The 16,525-nt window shown below is 57.6% G+C and carries 18 protein-coding genes and 1 tRNA gene; 10 read left to right on the top strand and 9 right to left on the bottom strand.

Features of this window, described 5'->3' with window-relative positions; genetic code table 11:
* Window positions 1–15: 15 nt before the first annotated feature.
* The 3 genes from kaiC to XM38_RS05770 all read left to right on the top strand — a co-directional run bounded on the left by kaiC (window position 16) and on the right by XM38_RS05770 (window position 2,316).
* Entirely contained in the window at window positions 16–1,572 is a 1,557-nt protein-coding gene (gene kaiC / locus XM38_RS05760) for a circadian clock protein KaiC (RefSeq protein ID WP_080810497.1), read from the top strand.
* Window positions 1,573–1,702: 130 nt separating this feature from the next.
* Window positions 1,703–1,957 (top strand): CopG family ribbon-helix-helix protein, encoded by a 255-nt coding sequence (locus tag XM38_RS05765; protein ID WP_080810496.1) that lies wholly within the window; start codon window positions 1,703–1,705, stop codon window positions 1,955–1,957.
* 2 nt (window positions 1,958–1,959) lie between these two features.
* Window positions 1,960–2,316 carry a type II toxin-antitoxin system PemK/MazF family toxin gene (locus XM38_RS05770; protein WP_080810495.1) on the top strand — a complete coding sequence of 119 codons (357 nt, stop codon included), beginning with the start codon at window positions 1,960–1,962 and terminating at the stop codon, window positions 2,314–2,316.
* Between the two features lie 56 nt (window positions 2,317–2,372).
* Here the strand turns inward: XM38_RS05770 and XM38_RS05775 are convergent.
* A tRNA-Arg gene (locus XM38_RS05775) sits at window positions 2,373–2,446 on the bottom strand.
* 73 nt (window positions 2,447–2,519) lie between these two features.
* Between XM38_RS05775 and cobO the strand changes: the two genes are divergently transcribed.
* Together cobO and XM38_RS05785 are read left to right on the top strand one after the other, a co-directional pair.
* Window positions 2,520–3,206 (top strand): cob(I)yrinic acid a,c-diamide adenosyltransferase, encoded by a 687-nt coding sequence (gene cobO / locus XM38_RS05780; RefSeq protein ID WP_080811656.1) that lies wholly within the window; start codon window positions 2,520–2,522, stop codon window positions 3,204–3,206.
* 9 nt (window positions 3,207–3,215) lie between these two features.
* Window positions 3,216–3,815: a hypothetical protein gene (locus tag XM38_RS05785; RefSeq protein WP_080811655.1), complete on the top strand. Its 600-nt coding sequence runs from the start codon at window positions 3,216–3,218 to the stop codon at window positions 3,813–3,815.
* Between the two features lie 13 nt (window positions 3,816–3,828).
* Here the strand turns inward: XM38_RS05785 and XM38_RS05790 are convergent, their stop codons facing one another.
* The gene (locus tag XM38_RS05790; RefSeq protein WP_080811653.1) at window positions 3,829–5,013 is read right to left on the bottom strand and encodes a TRC40/GET3/ArsA family transport-energizing ATPase; all 1,185 of its coding nucleotides are present in this window, start codon (window positions 5,011–5,013) and stop codon (window positions 3,829–3,831) included.
* A gap of 143 nt (window positions 5,014–5,156) precedes the next feature.
* Here XM38_RS05790 and XM38_RS05795 point away from each other — a divergent pair, with 143 nt between their 5' ends.
* Together XM38_RS05795 and XM38_RS05800 are read left to right on the top strand one after the other, a co-directional pair.
* Window positions 5,157–6,749 (top strand): B12-binding domain-containing radical SAM protein, encoded by a 1,593-nt coding sequence (locus XM38_RS05795; protein WP_088429315.1) that lies wholly within the window; start codon window positions 5,157–5,159, stop codon window positions 6,747–6,749.
* A 414-nt stretch (window positions 6,750–7,163) separates the two neighbouring features.
* Window positions 7,164–7,760: a DUF2087 domain-containing protein gene (locus XM38_RS05800; protein WP_088429317.1), complete on the top strand. Its 597-nt coding sequence runs from the start codon at window positions 7,164–7,166 to the stop codon at window positions 7,758–7,760.
* A gap of 3 nt (window positions 7,761–7,763) precedes the next feature.
* On the opposite strand, the gene stpA is transcribed toward XM38_RS05800, so the two are convergent.
* Window positions 7,764–9,041 carry a glucosylglycerol 3-phosphatase gene (gene stpA / locus XM38_RS05805; protein WP_080811648.1) on the bottom strand — a complete coding sequence of 426 codons (1,278 nt, stop codon included), beginning with the start codon at window positions 9,039–9,041 and terminating at the stop codon, window positions 7,764–7,766.
* A 37-nt stretch (window positions 9,042–9,078) separates the two neighbouring features.
* Window positions 9,079–9,387: a P-loop NTPase family protein gene (locus XM38_RS27445; RefSeq protein ID WP_080811646.1), complete on the bottom strand. Its 309-nt coding sequence runs from the start codon at window positions 9,385–9,387 to the stop codon at window positions 9,079–9,081.
* A gap of 95 nt (window positions 9,388–9,482) precedes the next feature.
* On the opposite strand from XM38_RS27445, the gene XM38_RS05815 reads away from it, so the two are divergent.
* A complete protein-coding gene (locus XM38_RS05815; RefSeq protein ID WP_080811644.1) occupies window positions 9,483–9,668 on the top strand; it encodes a DUF4278 domain-containing protein in 186 nt (61 codons plus the stop codon).
* A 152-nt stretch (window positions 9,669–9,820) separates the two neighbouring features.
* On the opposite strand, the gene XM38_RS05820 is transcribed toward XM38_RS05815, so the two are convergent.
* The 3 genes from XM38_RS05820 to trxA form a co-directional block, all read right to left on the bottom strand.
* Window positions 9,821–10,390: an NUDIX hydrolase gene (locus tag XM38_RS05820; protein ID WP_088431543.1), complete on the bottom strand. Its 570-nt coding sequence runs from the start codon at window positions 10,388–10,390 to the stop codon at window positions 9,821–9,823.
* Window positions 10,391–10,609: 219 nt separating this feature from the next.
* Window positions 10,610–11,110 (bottom strand): 2-amino-4-hydroxy-6-hydroxymethyldihydropteridine diphosphokinase, encoded by a 501-nt coding sequence (folK, locus tag XM38_RS05825; RefSeq protein WP_080811643.1) that lies wholly within the window; start codon window positions 11,108–11,110, stop codon window positions 10,610–10,612.
* Between the two features lie 88 nt (window positions 11,111–11,198).
* Window positions 11,199–11,516 carry a thioredoxin gene (gene trxA, locus XM38_RS05830; RefSeq protein WP_080811641.1) on the bottom strand — a complete coding sequence of 106 codons (318 nt, stop codon included), beginning with the start codon at window positions 11,514–11,516 and terminating at the stop codon, window positions 11,199–11,201.
* Window positions 11,517–11,696: 180 nt separating this feature from the next.
* On the opposite strand from trxA, the gene fabG reads away from it, so the two are divergent.
* On the top strand, window positions 11,697–12,443 hold the full coding sequence (gene fabG / locus XM38_RS05835; protein ID WP_088431545.1) for a 3-oxoacyl-[acyl-carrier-protein] reductase: 747 nt from the start codon (window positions 11,697–11,699) through the stop codon (window positions 12,441–12,443).
* Here fabG and XM38_RS05840 read toward each other — a convergent pair.
* A complete protein-coding gene (locus XM38_RS05840; RefSeq protein WP_080811639.1) occupies window positions 12,433–14,208 on the bottom strand; it encodes a glycoside hydrolase family 10-like protein in 1,776 nt (591 codons plus the stop codon). The two genes, fabG and XM38_RS05840, sit on opposite strands and share 11 nt — an antisense overlap.
* Before the next feature lie 42 nt (window positions 14,209–14,250).
* Window positions 14,251–14,607 (bottom strand): translation initiation factor, encoded by a 357-nt coding sequence (locus XM38_RS05845; RefSeq protein WP_080811637.1) that lies wholly within the window; start codon window positions 14,605–14,607, stop codon window positions 14,251–14,253.
* Window positions 14,608–14,826: 219 nt separating this feature from the next.
* On the opposite strand from XM38_RS05845, the gene XM38_RS05850 reads away from it, so the two are divergent.
* The gene (locus XM38_RS05850) at window positions 14,827–16,512 is read left to right on the top strand and encodes a ShlB/FhaC/HecB family hemolysin secretion/activation protein (protein WP_187329298.1); all 1,686 of its coding nucleotides are present in this window, start codon (window positions 14,827–14,829) and stop codon (window positions 16,510–16,512) included.
* Window positions 16,513–16,525: the final 13 nt, after the last annotated feature.

A 16,525-nucleotide genomic window follows, 5' to 3' on the forward strand; every position in this document is an offset into this window, starting at 1 on the left:
TTTGATACAACGACGATGACTCAATCTCCCCAAAGCGCTCAGATTAATCCATCTAAGCACGCCGGGCTAGAGAAGATTCGCACCCTGATCGAAGGCTTTGACGACATCAGCCATGGGGGCTTGCCCATTGGCCGCTCTACCCTAGTCAGTGGCACCTCGGGCACAGGCAAAACCCTGATGGCCGTACAGTTCTTGTACAACGGCATTGTCCACTTCGATGAGCCCGGTGTATTTGTCACCTTTGAGGAGTCTCCCAGAGATATCATCAAAAATGCCAGTAGCTTTGGCTGGGACTTGCAAGCCCTCATTGACGACAGCAAGCTCTTCATCCTAGATGCCTCACCCGATCCCGAGGGCCAAGAGGTGGTTGGCAACTTCGATCTCTCAGCCTTGATCGAACGGATTCAATATGCCATCCGCAAGTACAAGGCAAAACGGGTCTCGATTGACTCTGTCACCGCCGTATTTCAGCAGTACGAAGCGATTTCCGTGGTACGGCGAGAGATCTTTCGGCTGGTGGCCCGTCTGAAGCAGATGGGCGTGACCACAGTAATGACTACAGAGCGGGTAGATGAGTATGGCCCGGTAGCTCGTTATGGCGTGGAGGAATTTGTCTCGGACAACGTGGTGATCATTCGCAATGTCCTCGAGGGTGAGCGTCGGCGCCGCACCGTCGAGATCTTGAAACTGCGAGGTACCACCCACATGAAGGGAGAGTATCCCTTCACCATCACCGATGAGGGCATGAACATCTTTCCCCTAGGAGCCATGCGCCTGACTCAGCGTTCCTCCAATGCGCGGGTATCCTCCGGGGTTAAGACCTTAGACGAGATGTGTGGGGGCGGCTTCTTCAAAGACTCCATCATTCTGGCCACCGGTGCTACCGGCACCGGCAAGACTCTGCTGGTGAGCAAGTTCCTGGTAGATGGCTGCAAGACCGGAGAACGGGCCATGCTATTTGCCTACGAAGAATCCCGGGCCCAGCTCTCTCGCAACGCCTACTCCTGGGGCATTGACTTCGAAAAGATGGAACAGGAAGGGTTACTCAAAATCATCTGTGCCTATCCGGAGTCAGCCGGATTAGAAGATCACCTGCAAATTATCAAGACCGAGATCTCCCAATTCAAGCCCGCCCGCATGGCGATTGATTCCCTGTCTGCCCTCGATCGGGGCGTCAGCAATAATTCCTTTCGCCAGTTCGTGATCGGGGTAACGGGCTTCGCCAAGCAAGAAGAGATCACCGGATTCTTTACCAATACGACGGAGCAGTTCATGGGGCTGCACTCCATCACCGAGTCTCACATCTCCACCATCACCGACACTATCTTGATGCTGCAGTATGTCGAGGTACGAGGGGAGATGTCGCGGGCCATCAATGTCTTCAAGATGCGCGGCTCCTGGCACGACAAGGGCATTCGCGAGTACACCATCAGCAGTCACGGACCGGAGATCAAAGATTCCTTCCGCAACCTGGAACGCATCATCAGCGGCTCCCCCACCCGTATTTCCATCGACGAGAAGAGCGAGCTCTCTCGCATCGTCAAGGGCGTGCAGGGAGATGAACCCGTGTAGACCGACCTATCAATACGTCCATAACACCTAGGAAGGTTTGGGCATCTTGCGTGCTCTTGTAGTCCCTTCCCGTTCCATAATATGATTAGAGATAATACACTGAATCATACTTTATAGTGTGACTTACAGTATGAGCACTTCATCGACTAAGCGCCGCGTCTCAGTCACGATTGACGCTGATTTACTCGATGCCATTGATCAGTTTTCCGATAATCGCTCGGCAGCAATCGAAGAGGCGTTGCGGCTCTGGCGTGTTCAAAAAATTCAAGAACAACTACAGCAGTACTATCAGAGCCGTCGTCAGGCTGATGTTGAGGAAGAGGAGCAATGGGCTACTCTAGCCGAGCAACAGCTTGAAGAAACCCTGGAAGCGGAAGAGTTATAGAGATGCGGGCTGCTTACCCACGGCAAGGCCAGGTGTTTTTGATCAAAGCGCTTAGGTCTATTGAGGATACGAAGAAACATCCAGCGGTGGTGGTATCGATAGATCTGCGAAATGAGTTGAGCCGCACGGTATTAGTCGTGCCGTTCACGAGTAATATCAGCAGTGGCGAAACGCCGACTCGGATTCTGGTTCCGGCTGGTGCAGGGGGCTTAGATACCAATTCCATGGCGATATGCGACAACATTCTGGCTGTCCGCAAACGCTATCTGGAGCAAGGCCCTTACGGTCAAATCAGCCAGTCGTTGCTTCGGCGTATTCAACAAGGCATCCAAATCGCGATTGGAGTTTATCCGGTTTAGGAACTTAACGTTAAGCGGCTATCCCTGAACCTGCCCTAAAGAGACTGTAAAGGAAACGAGCATGGAGGGATTCGAACCCCCGACCCTCAGAACCGGAATCTGATGCTCTATCCAACTGAGCTACATGCCCTTGCGCTTAGCTATTGTAGCACTTACTCTCGGCAGACGCGGTAGGATGATGGCACTTAACCCCTGAGAATCCCATGTCAGTTGACGTGCCATCTGCAGAGACCACCAACCTACCCTCAGATAACCTTGCCGAGAATCTCGACGAAACCTCTCCGGCAGGATTAACGGCGGAGCAATACCGTCGCAAGATGGAGCGCCGTAAGCAAGTGCAGCAGCAACGGTTGGCCCAGCGCACCCAGGAGAAGGGCTTGATCATCGTGCACACCGGCAACGGCAAGGGCAAAACCACGGCGGCCTTGGGCATGGTGATGCGATCCCTGGGCCACGGATTTCGGGTGGCCATCGTCCAGTTTATCAAAGGGGCTTGGGAGCCCTCTGAAAAAGCGGTGCTGGGCCACTGGCCAGAGCAGCTAGAATTCCATGCCCTGGGGGAAGGGTTTACTTGGGAGACCCAAGATCGCGATCGCGACACAGCCAAGGCAGAGCAAGCTTGGGAAGTGGCCTGGGGCTATCTGCAGAACCCGGCCTATAAGACCATTCTGTTGGACGAGGTGAATGTGGCCCTGAAGCACGGGTTTCTCTCCGTGGATCGAGTGCTGGCGGGGCTGGCTCAAAAGCCGGAGCACACCCATGTCATCCTGACCGGACGGGGGGCTCCTGCCGCTCTGATTGAAGCAGCCGACTTGGTGACGGAGATGACCTTGGTGAAGCATCCCTTCCGGGAGCAAGGGGTAAAGGCACAGCCGGGGATTGAGTTTTAGGGAGGCATCATGGCGGCTGAGTATCAGCTATCGTTTCTGTCTGAGGGTGATCAGAAGGCGGCGGAACTATCTTGGGTGTATAACCAGACCCCAACAGGGGACCTGAGCCTAGGGGAACTACAGGGTTGGAAGCAGCGGGTTTTGGAATTCCAACGATCGGTGCGGGCCACGCCGGTGGTGCGCCAGGGAACTTTGTTTGATGTAACGGCTACGTCAGACCCGCTAGATGCCCTCGATCCCTTTCATCTGCCCCAGCGGAATGCCGAATTCTGGCGAGGCTGCTTCGATGAGTCTGGCCCCCCTGCCCTTTACTTCGTGGTGGATCACGAATTGCCGCTGTTGCTGTACGTGGGGGAAACCATCAAGTCCAACCAGCGTTGGCAAGGGGAGCACGACTGCAAGCGCTATATCCTCAATTACATCGCCGCTCACCGGCCCCATGGGCTGCCGGTGACGGTGAATATCGGCTTTTGGCCCTATGCCCCTTGCGATCGCAAAACTCGCCAAGCCCTAGAGCTAGCGCTGATCCAACGTTGGCGCTCCCCCTTCAACAAGGAAAACTGGAGGCTGTGGGGCACTCCCTTTGTTGGCAGTAGAGCCCCCGAATGACTTAGATATGTCCTCAAGCTCGAGAGGACGCAAAGCGAATCTTGAGGTAATCATCCTCCAGCTTAGCTCCGGCAGGTTGCAGGGCCGCCAGGGCCTGGGGCAACACTAGATTACGGCGGTGGTTGCCGATGCGAATATTCAGTTCATCGGAGGCCTTACTCAACTCCACCCTATCCTTGGGAATACCTGGTAGATAAATCTCCAGGCTGTAGGTATCCTCATCCTGGATTACCCGAATGGTGGTCTCCTTGTAATACACCTGGGTGGGGTCTTCCTGGTCATAGAGAGTGTCTTTCAGCCGAGCTAAGGCCTCTAGGCCACACATTTCCTCTGAAAACAGCGGCACTTCTTTCACCGGCAAGGGCCGAAAGTTCTCATGAATCTCGTGACGATATTGCTGCTGCTGATCCTTCCAGCGTTGGAAAAACGGGTCCTGCACGCTCTCAGGAATGATGCGATTGGCAATCACCAGATCCGTGCCCACGTTATAAAGACTGAGATAAGCATGGGCCCGCAACGACTCCTTAATCACCATCTTCTCCGGATTGGTCACCAGCCGCACGGAGGTGGTGGCGGTATCCGTTAACACCTTCTCCAGGTCCTCTAACTGATGATAAAACTCGTAGGGAGCATCCATGACTTCCTGGGTGGGCAGCGAAAACCCTGCCACCGGCCGAAACAACGGTTCCACAATCGGCCGCAGGGCCGCAGACACGGCCTGAAAGGGCTTGTATAGCCGCCGCATGTACCAGCCCGCCACCTCCGGCAGACTCAGCAACCGTAGGGCCGTTCCCGTGGGGGCCGAGTCGATGATCAGCACCTCAAACTCCCCCTCGTCGTAGTGGCGCTTCATCCGCACCAGACTGAAGATTTCATCCATGCCCGGCAGAATCGCCAACTCTTCCGCTTCTACCCCTTCTAAGCCCCGGGCCTGCAGCACCTCAGTGATGTAGCGCTTCACCGAGCCCCAATTCCCCTCTAGCTCCATCAGGGCATCCAATTCTGCCCCCCAGAGGTTAGGCCGCACCTGCCGGGGCGTATGCTCCAACTCCTGATCGAAGCTATCCGCCAGAGAGTGGGCTGGATCCGTGCTCAATACCAGGGTCTTATAACCGAGTTCGGCGCAGCGTAGGCCGGTAGCCGCCGCCACCGAGGTCTTGCCGACACCACCTTTGCCGGTCATCAATAATACACGCATGCAGATCCAGGTCCCGCTTTAGAAACGTTACATTCTTTTACTCTATCGGGTTTATTCCAGAGCCGCCAAAAATTAATCCGATAGCCCAGGATTGCGCTAGCTGGTTTAGGGCGTTTACGATGGCGGGAAAATGGGAATATTCCATGAATATTTTGCTGATCTATCCGCAGTTTCCAAAAAGCTTTTGGTCTTTTGAGAAAACCCTGGAACTTGCCAACTTTAAAGCCCAACTTCCCCCTCTAGGTATGGTTACAGTGGCGGCCATCTTGCCACAGACCTGGAATTACCGATTAGTCGATCGCAACCTACGGGATGTCACCGAGGCCGAATGGGCCTGGGCCGATCTGGTTTTGATCTCCGCCATGATTGTGCAGCGCCCAGATTTCATAGCTCAGATTCAAGCCGCCAAAGCCCGAGGCAAGCTGGTAGCCGTGGGCGGTCCCTACCCTACAGCCCTGCCTGACGAAGCCACTGGAGCCGACTTTTTAATCCTGGATGAAGGTGAAATTACCCTGCCCCTGTTTGTGGAGGCGATTGGGCGCGGCGAGACTAGCGGCATTTTTCGCGCTAACGGCGAGAAACCGGCTGTAACCACCACTCCCATTCCCCGCTATGACCTCTTAGACCTGGACGCCTACGCCGAAATGTCGGTGCAATTCTCCCGGGGCTGTCCATTTCAGTGCGAATTCTGCGACATCATCGTGCTCTATGGCCGCAAGCCCCGCACCAAGGACCCAGAACAACTGCTAGCTGAGTTGCAATATCTCTACGATTTGGGCTGGCGCCGGAGCATCTTCATGGTAGATGACAACTTCATCGGCAATAAGCGCAATGTCAAACGGTTGTTGACAGCCCTGAAGCCCTGGATGGAGGCCCATAACCATCCCTTCTCCTTTGCCACTGAGGCCTCGGTGGATCTGGCCCAAGACAAGGAACTGATGCAGTTGATGGTGGACTGCAACTTCGGCAGTGTCTTTTTGGGCATCGAAACTCCCGACGACAGTAGTCTCACCCTGACCCAGAAGTATCAAAATACCCGCAGTCCCCTGGCCGACTCGGTGCAGACCATTATCAAGGCGGGATTGCGGGTGATGGCAGGCTTCATTATCGGCTTCGACGGCGAACAATCCGGGGCCGGGCAGCGCATCGTTGACTTTGTGGAACAGACCACCATTCCCACGGCCATGTTCGGGATTCTGCAGGCCCTGCCGGATACGGCTCTATGGCATCGACTAGCCAAAGAAGGTCGGTTACTAGACCGCCACTATGACTCCAACCAGACCTCGCTGATGAACTTTATCCCCACCCGTCCCATGGAAGACATCGTGGCGGAATATCTCCATGCCTTCTGGACCCTCTACGATCCCCTGGTGATGTTGAATCGCACCTATCGCCATTTTCTGATACTGGGAGCCGGGCGGCGACAGCATTATCGCGGCCGCACCAAATCCGCCGGTACCCCTGGGCTGAACTGGACGATTCTACGGGCCATGGGGATTCTCTGCTGGCGTCAGGGAGTAGTACGCAAGACCCGGCTACGATTCTGGTTGCATCTGATCAGCCTGCTGCGGCAGTATCCAGAGGTGGTGCTGAACTATCTGGTGGTCTGCGCTCAGGCAGAGCACTTCATCGACTTTCGGCAGACGGTGCGGCAGCAGATCACCGAGCAGCTGGCGGTGGCTCAGAGTCAGCTGCAGGAGACCACAACCCCAATGCCAGCACCTCAGACGGCTTAGGGAAGGCGGGGAGGTGGGGTGAGGGGGTGAGGGGGTGAGGTGAAGAGTGAAGAGTGAAGAGCTTGCCCTGAGCGCAGTCGAAGGGTAAAGCGTGAAGAGGGGACAGGGAATAAGGGGGAAAGGTCCCTCGCGTCCTTGCCGATGCGACGCGATCTATTGCGCCTAACCGATAAGCCCTTCCGCAGGTCCAGGGCAGTAGTTCGACTGCGTTGCTCCTGCGGAGCCGCTTTGCGAACACTACAAGCGGTTTGCCCTGGTCGTAGGGGTCCGGGGGAAACGAAATTCCCCCGGGTGAGTACCCCGAGCTACGCAATGAAGCGTGGTCTTACAGATATCTACTGCCTCTGCCCACTACCTTGACGCTTAGATCTATTTCGATATAATTCTAATTAGATAAGCATTGAATTGGTCGCCATGAGCCAAGCTGATTTTCAGACCCTGCTGGCCTTCTTTAAGGCCCTATCCAACGAGAGTCGTCTCAAGTTGGTGGGGCTGTTAGCCCAAAGCGATCGCAGCGTAGAAGAACTGGCGGCGCTGCTGCACCTGAAGGAGCCGACGGTCTCCCATCATCTGGCCAAGCTCAAGGCCCTGGATTTGGTGGAGATGCGATCGCAAGGGAACACCCACCTTTACCGGCTCAACCAAGAGGCTCTACACAGCTTGTCTAAGGCGGTCTTGATCTCCAACCACGCCGAGTTGGTGGCAGATCTCGACGGCGATGCCTGGGAAGAGAAGGTGCTGCGCAACTATGTCGAGGCCGGTCGCCTGCGGGAGATTCCCGCCAGTCGCAAGAAGCGCTGGGTGATCCTGAAGTGGTTGGTGCAACAGTTCGAGTGCGATCGCACCTACTCCGAAGTCGAACTCAACCAACACCTGAAACAGTTTCACCCCGACGTCGCTACCCTGCGGCGAGAATTCATCGGCTACCAGATGATGCAGCGGCAGCAGGGGAACTACTGGCGCCTGCCAGAGGCCCAATGGCGCCGCGAACCCAACCAACAGGTTAGTTAATCGTTAGTCTCGGCGCCGAGCCGCCGCCTGGAAGGTGGCGCAGTACTGCTGATAGCCCCCGGGAAAGACCACATTCAGGGTCAGGGGGTCTTCGCTGTCGCGGGGGTCACCGGGGCCTGCTACGACTTGCAGGTGTCCCGCAACGGTTTCTATCTGCAGGGCCTTACGGTTTTTGAGTTCACCGCCGCTGCTGTCCACGTAGGTGACGACGTTACCGTTGTCGTAGAGGCGGCCAATATCCTGAATCAGTTGCAGGAAGTTGCGATCGCTCCCCCCCCGTTTGGCCACGGGCCGACCATCCACCTCAAACACCTGACTGGTGACCGTGTCGCCCACCCCCACCAGCGTCGGCATCTGAGCCGGGTCAAAGGCGTCCCTGACCAGGGCCACCAGCTCCTCATGGTCATGGGGCGCCTGGCGCACGCTGAACTCTGGTCCCAGGGGGTAGGTCCCAGTGCGCTGGGCATAGTAACGATTCAACAGGGCCAGCACCCCCGCTTCTTTAATCGCTCCCCGCAGCATGAACTGAAAGTCGGTGGTGCCCGATTCAGGCCCCTGGCTAAACCAGACGGTTTCCTTGCCGTCGTTGCCCCGGCCATGGTTAGGGGCATAGTGGACGAAGAAGGAATCGGCCAGCCCCTGGGCTGCGGCCGCTGCCAGCAAGTCTTCCATTAATGCTGCCATGGCGTGTTGCAAGGCGTTGTAGGTGGCTGGATCATCCTGGAGTAGCTCATGGAAGGTGTTCAGGTTGGCCGTGGGCGAGGCCACGTTCTCTAAGGCCGAGGCGGCAATGCCCGGCTCTAGGGTGGCATCGTCAAGGTTGGTGGGGTGATCTCGGAAAAAGGCCCGCAGCCGCTGCCGAATCTGCTCTGGAACCGATCGCAAAAACGCCAACTCAGCCTCACTGACCCCGGGATGGGCTAACTCACCCTGGCGAGTCTGCCACTGCACCCCGCCTGCTGCTAAGCCCGGCAGATAGAGCCCCCGTTGCCGCACCTGGGCAGCATCCCCATAGGCCCGCTCGATGATGCCATTGACGCCGCGTTGGCCGATGTGTTCGCCGTTGGTGAGCACATAGAAATGGCCATCGAAGGCCTGGGTGGCCTCCACATAGGCGGGTTGGATGGTGCGATGGCGGGGATCCTTCACCAAGCCCATGCAGACACCATCTAAATCCTGGATAATTAATAGGTTTTCCGTGGTGGCCAATAACTCCTCAAAGCGATCGTGATCCAAAGAGTAGGTCTGCTGGTGGAGCGGTTGGGAAGAGGCTATGGCCATGGCTAGTCGCTGGAATGCATCGACGCGATTTACCCCTTCACCCTACCAGGGTCTTCTGATGCTGCAACCCCTGGTCTGCCACGGCTGTTGCCACCAGTGATCTGAACTCGTTGTCGTCACGTTCTTGCCAGTTTGGCTGCCAGTGCAACTCATCGAGCTCAATGTGCTTCAGCCCCAATCTGGTCGACAACCTCCTGGCCAGGGTGGACTTGCCACTGCAACTCGATCCAATCGCTACGATGCGTTTCAGAGAAGATACAACCATCGGTAGACTATTACCCTCCTCATCCCCGTTAAGAAATCCAAACAGGTGGGGAATTCCCGCCGTCACCGTCGTCTTGATCATATTTTCCTGATGTAAACTGTATATAGAGCTACAGTTTGAGGAATAAATCTCTGCTGTACCTGCCACTAACGTGTTCTATTGCGGAGATATCAACTATGCAACTGTCCTATCGCGGTGCCCACTACGAAGCAACGATTCCTAACCTGGAAGCCGACAACATCGAGGAAATCGGGCGCTATCGTGGTGCCACGATGACGCGTAAGCACTTCAAGGTCGCTCAGCCCCACCATGGCCGGGTTGAATTGACCTACCGCGGCGTTAAGTACAGCCACGAGGTTTGAGCTTCGCGGTGGTTGGCTAGCTGAGCCCTAACCCTGGAAGTAGAGCCTGAGTAGGCAGGACTATGGCACACGCCCATGTCCTAAGATATGAGATTATGCGATCGCAACTGTGCGATCGCATTTGACTATGTCCATCGATTGCTCAGGTGACCTCAAGTTTCCGCCGGGGCTAGGGCGTCTAGGTAAGGGCGCACCATAAACAGACTGGCGATGGACTTGGCATCAACGGCCTCTCCCGATAGGATTGCCTTCGTCAAGGCTTCCGGGGTCATCAAGATCACCTCGATGTCCTCATCGATATCGGTCTGGGGACCGTCGTCTAGGTGTTCTAGATCCGTGGCCAGAAAGGCATAAATAATCTCATCGGAATAGCCCGGGGCCAGGGGAAAATTGCCAATGGGTTGCCAGGTATGGGCCCGATAGCCGGTTTCCTCTTCTAGCTCGCGCTGAATCGTGGTGGCCGGGTGTTCATCGGGTTCCACCGTACCGGCGGGAAACTCCAACAGTCGCCCCTGCAGGGCGAAGCGGTACTGGCGTACCAGCACCAACTCGCCGCTGGGCGTCACGGGAACCGCCAGGGCTCCCCCGGGATGACGAATACATTCCCAATCCCCTTCGGCCTTATTGGGCAAGCGCAGCCGATTGACTTCGAAGTTAAATTTACGACCCTCATAGAACAGGCGTTGTTTTAGCAGTTGGGGCGGTTCTTGGTGGATCGGCATAGAGACCGGTTTGCGAAAAACAGTAGATAAAGTGGCGGCGGATGATTCCTGGGCCCCCACCTGGCAGTACTCCCCTCATCGGTTACTAACGGCAATGCCCAGTAAGTGGGTATCCAGTCGGCCTATCGCCGCAAGAGGAGCTCAGTGGTGGGGCCTGGCAGGGGTTGTCAGTATTTAACCCTAATACTGCGAAGGTTAGCCAGATGGCAGGCAGGCGATCTAGGGGGAGGCGGCCAGAGTCAGTGGCCATACGTCTTGGGCACCAACCTGCTGGGCCAGGTCTTGAATGGTCTGACCAGAGCGGGGATCGACCCAATCGGCGGCGATCTCAGCCAGGGGCACCAGCACGAAGGCGCGTTCGTGCATGCGGGGATGGGGAATCTGCAGTGACGGCGTCTGCAGGACGATGTCATCCCAGAGTAAGAGATCGAGATCCAACTGTCGCGGTCCCCAACGCTCTCGCCGGATGCGGCCAAATCGACGCTCGATAGTGAGGAGCTGCTGTAGCAGTACCTCCGGCGTTAGCCGCGTCGTCACCAGGGCACAGCCGTTGAGGTAGTCTGGTTGGGGCGGGCCGACAGGTTTGGTGCGATACAGCCGGGACTGTCGAGCTAGCTCGGTCTGGGGCAGGGCATTTAGTGCCGCTAGGGCTCCCTGCAGAATAGCCACGGAGTCACCTAGGTTACTGCCGAGTGCGATCGCACAGGAAACAGATTCCATAGATTCCTAGATTAAGGAACATGACTTACCATGCTAACGCCAGTCGTAGCAGCCCCACGAGTGGCCCTGATCAATTTCGTCAGGGGATCTAGAGATGGGGCTGGAGTCGCTCGATCAGTTGATTGGCGGCCAGCACTCCTTCAATCCGATCGACAGGCTGCCCCTGCTTAAAGAGCACCAGGGTCGGCAGGGCTTCGATGTGATGCTGAGAGGCAATCTGGGGATAGCGGTCGGTATCGATCTTGACCACTTTTAGTTGCCCCTGCAGTTGGGCATTCACCTGCTCTAGAATCCCCGTCATCATCTGGCAGGGACCACACCAGGTGGCATAGAAATCTACCAGCAGGGGCTGTTGGGAACCGGCTAGCAGCTCAGCGAAGGATTGGAATTTCTGTTTAGTGACCATGGCAGCGGGGTCTGATAGAGTCTAGGCCAATACAATATGTTTCGATCCTAGACCAACAGCACTTTAAACTAGCCGCTGATCCGAATTCCTTAAGGCAATAGGGCTTCCTGACCATCGTCACCCAGGGGGGATCGGGGACAGATTCGATATAAGATGATCCGGTTGGGTTATGACATGGCTATGGCAGCGTTACAAGATCAGGTGGCAATCATCACCGGAGCCTCCCGCGGTATTGGCCGGGCAGTGGCCCAGACCCTGGCCGCTGAGGGAGCAAAGGTGGTCGTGAATTATGCTCGCTCCGGTGACGCCGCCGAAGCCGTAGTGGCCCAGATTCACCAGCAAGGGGGAGAGGGCATCGCCCTGCAAGCCGATGTGTCCCAGACGGACCAGGTAGACACGCTGATCCAAACCACCCTGGATAAATGGGGCCGCATCGATGTGTTGATCAACAACGCTGGCATCACCCGCGACACCCTGCTGCTGCGGATGAAGCCGGCCGACTGGCAGGCGGTGATCGACCTCAACCTGACCGGCGTCTTTCTCTGCACCCGGGCCGTGGCCAAGTTGATGTTGAAGCAGCGCCAGGGCCGCATCGTCAATATTGCCTCGGTGGCCGGTCAGATGGGCAATCCTGGCCAGGCCAATTACAGCGCCGCCAAGGCTGGTGTGATCGGCTTCACTAAGACGGTCGCCAAGGAACTGGCCAGTCGCGGGGTGACGGTCAATGCCGTGGCGCCCGGGTTCATCGCCACGGATATGACTGGGGACCTATCCAATGCCGAGGAGATCCTCAAATTCATTCCCCTGGGTCGCTTCGGCCAACCGGAGGAGATTGCCGGCATGGTGCGGTTTTTAGCAGCCGATGCCGCCGCCGCCTACATCACCGGCCAGGTCTTCAATGTGGATGGCGGCATGGTCATGGCCTAGGCCGTCGGGCCGGGGCCGCAAAGGCCGCCTGCAGGGCCTGATAGCGCTGGTCGAAGGTCTCGGTGTCGGAGGTCCACAGGGTTTCGTAGAAGAAGAAGGACATGCCGGCGAAGGTGCGATCGCGGATGGCATCAATCTGCTGACGGATCCAGTCCATGGCAATTGGCCGCCTCTTGAGGCCGCTGAGAATGCCGATGCTAGTGGGAATACGGGACCGCACCCGCTGTAGGGGCGTCCGGTTCAATTCCCAAACGAAGCGATCCAGATCCTGGCGGTAGACCTGCACAATCATCTCATCGACATAGCCTCGCCGCTGCCAAGTGGGCCAATCCTGCAGGAAATGGTCATAGGCAAAGGGATAGGGATTGGGGGCCACCGAAAACACGGCCTCTGGTCGCCGCCCCTTGACCACCCGATGCAGCTGGCCCACGAAGTCGGAGATGCGATCGGCCCGCCAGCGCAGCCACTCCGGATCGCGGCTATCGGTGGGAGGACGGCGGCCATCATGCTCGGCTTGATACTGGCCGACGGTGTAGGGGTCATAGCCGAATTCCACCGGCAACCCCAGGTGATCGTCTATCTGAAAGCCATCCACCTCGTAGTTGGCCATCAACTCATTCACCAGGGACAGCATGAACGCCTGCACCTGCGGGTGAAAGGGATTCAGCCAGCGACGGAGATCTTGTCCCTCGGCAGCAATGGGATTCCCATCCCCCTGCTGGGTAAACCACTCGGGATGGCGACGGGCCAACTCGTAGTCGGCGGGAGCCATGAAGCCGAACTCAAACCAGGGAATCACCGCTAGGCCCCGCTCATGGGCCAGGGTAATCAGCTCTAGCAACATATCCCGCCGGCCTTGGGCCGCCTCCAGGGCTGGGGTGCTGCGCTCGGCATAGAGTCGCTGTTGCTGGCCAATCACCTCTGCTGCAACACGACTGGGGAATAGGGTATAGCCCCAGTTCCAGACCGTTGGATACACCGTATTAAAATTCAGAGCCGCCAGCCGATCGAGGGCCGTCTCTAGCTGCTGCCGCGAGAATAAGACCTCGCTGTCGATGTTGGTCAACCAGACTCCGCGAGTTTCGGTGGTGGGAATGGTCGGAGCCGGAATGGACTCTCCTAGAGCTGGACGTTGAGTCGGTGGCCTCGCCTCTAAGGCATGGGCTTGGCAGAGAAGAATGGCCACCTCCGCATCGGTGATGGGCTCGGTGGGTCGCAGCCGACCTGCCTCAGCCTGTCCCGCCAGCAATCCCTGGGTTAGGGCCGCCGCCACCCCCTCCCGAGTGACGGCAGGAATCTGGGCCGCATCCTGGAAGTGCGTAGTGAGGATGCCATTAGGCGTGATCACCGGGGGAATTCCCAGGCTGGCCGCCAGGGCCATGAAGGCTTCTGCCCGCAGTAGGGGACGGGTAGGCTCGAAGTAGCGGCGGGGATAGTGGGCCGCCACGTGGGTCATCGCAGTGACACCCAGAGCTTGCTCAAAGGCGTTAGGAGGCCAATCTGGGGTAGGACCGGCGGCAAGGACTCGCTGCAGTTGCTCTAGAAACTCGGCCCAGGTGACGGCAGAATTGGAGGTCACGGTCGCATCATCGACGACTGGTTGCTCTGTTGGCGCACAGCTTGTCGGGGTAGGCAGCCCCGCCATAGATGCTGGGAAGCTTAGCCGGCTAGTCCCGTCAGGGGCTAACCCAATCACCAGGAACGTGGTTAATATCAGGGTAACCAGCCCCATCAACCGAGCCATACCAGAGCGAAATGGGAACATCGTCGCGGGGCCTCCAGAAACGCATCCAGACTTAATGAGAGGTCAGCGACCGCTGGCTTTGGCTGGATACCCTTGCTGGCTCAACAGCTGCACCAGCTGGTCCGCGTGGTCGCCTTGAATCTCAATGGTGTTGTCCTTGACGGTGCCGCCGCTGCCGCATTTGCCCTTCAGGGTTTTGGCCAGGGCATTGAGGCGCTCCGGGGCCTGTTGGAATCCACTGATGACGGTGACGGTCTTGCCTTTGCGGCCCTTGCGACTGGCCTGAACCCGCAGCTGTTGCTTTTCTGGGGGTAAGTCAGGCTGAGCCCTGGCCAAGGCGGCATGGTTGGATCCCCCGAATTCAGAGTAAACGGTGCGATCGCATGGGGAGCCTTTAGAGGAGGATTTACGCTGAGCCATGATCCTAAATACTATCTTGGGCGGCATTGTCCCATGCTATCGCCTGTCTATTGACAAAGGGGCTCGAAATTGGTTCCCTAAGAGCTAAATTCGCAGGGGAGCCCTGTAAGGGTTTTCGGAGCTAGTTTTAGTCAAGAGTACACGTTAAGGAACAGCGTAGGGAGCCGGTCAGCGATGGGGTGGGGGAGAGTAGGCTGGGGTCTGGCGAGTAGCTGGATCGTGATCACGGCATCAGGGGCGACTGCCGTCGCCAAGTCATCTCCGGTCCCCACGGGTGTCCAACCCGCAGCACGCTATGCCCAGGTGGATCCCAGCCAGGATCGTTTCCCCGATACAGATGTCCCGGAGCCCATGCCCTTGCAGGATGGCCCGGCCCTGCCGACGCCGAGCCAGCCGACGGCGCCCCCACTGCCTCAGGAAGAGCAACCGCCAGGGGAGCAAACGGTCTATGTGGAGCAGATTCGCGTCTTGGGTAGCACCGTCTTCAGCCCAGCAGAGTTGCAGGCGGTGGTGGCCCCCTTTGCGGGCCAGACTCTGACCTTGGAGGGATTGACCCAGGCGGCCAATGCCGTGACTCAGCTCTACCTCAACCGGGGATACATTACCTCCCAGGCGGTGGTGAGCGACCAGGTGGTAGCAGATGGCATCCTCGAGATCCAGGTGATCGAGGGGGCCCTAGAGGCGATCCAGGTGGAGGGCACCGAGCGCCTAGACGACTATGTGCGCAGTCGCATTGCCCTGGCTGGTCTGCAGCCCCTGAACCAGTTTCGCCTGGAAGACCAGTTACGCCTGTTGCAGGCCGATCCCCTCTTCGCGGACATTACCGCTCGCCTGCGGGCGGGCAGTGGCCAGGGCCAGAGCATACTGGTGGTGCAAGTAACGGAAGCCCCTGCCTTTGCCGCCAACCTGGTGGCGGATAATTATTCGCCCCGCAGTGTGGGGCAAGAACGCATCGGAGCGGTGCTGCAATATCGCAATCCGGTGGGCTGGGGCGATACCCTGTTGGCCTCCGCCTATTACTCCAGTGAGGGGGGCTCTAAGCTCTACGAACTCAGCTATCGGGTGCCCCTGAATCCCATGAATGGCACCCTGCAGCTGCGGGCCGCCCCCAATGAGTTTCGCATCGTCGATGAGGCCTTTACTGGTCCTGGCCTGAATATCGAGGGCAGCACCGAGATCTATGAGGCCATCGTGCGGCAGCCCCTGATTCGTACCCCGCGGCAAGAGCTGGCCCTATCCCTGGGGTTCCGCTACCGGGATGGAGAAACGCTGATTAATAATTTGATCACCGGTGAGAACCGCACCAGTGTGGTCAGTTTCGGCCAGGATTATTTGCGGCGGGATCCCCAGGGGGCCTGGGCGGTGCGATCGCAATTCCGCTTCGGCACCGGGCTGTTCGATGCCACCGATGGGGCCGAACCCGACGGCCAATTTTTCAGTTGGTTGGGGCAACTGCAGCGGCTGCAGGTCCTCAGTCCCGATCAGGTGCTGCTGCTGCAGGCCGACCTGCAGTTAGCCAATGATAGTCTGCTGGGATCCGAGCAGTTCTTCGTCGGCGGTGGCCAATCGGTGCGGGGCTATTTCCAGAATCAGCGCTCCGGCGACAACGGCGTGCGATTTTCCATAGAAGACCGGATCACCCTAGTGCGGGAAGATGACGGTAGAGTGCTCCTACAGACAACCCCATTTCTGGACTTAGGCTACGTCTGGGCCAAGGATGCCGATATCAACCAATTGACCGACGATAATCTATTACTGGGCACTGGCGTCGGCTTCATCCTCAATATGACGCCCGATTTAACCACCCGCTTAGATATAGGCGTGCCCCTGATTACCCTGGACGAACAGGCCGGCGATCGCCCCTCTAGGGTGCAGGTTCATTTCAATGTCAACTATCGCCTCTAGCCTGCGGCCATGC

It is taken from the genome of Halomicronema hongdechloris C2206, assembly GCF_002075285.3.
GTDB lineage: Bacteria > Cyanobacteriota > Cyanobacteriia > Phormidesmidales > Phormidesmidaceae > Halomicronema_B > Halomicronema_B hongdechloris.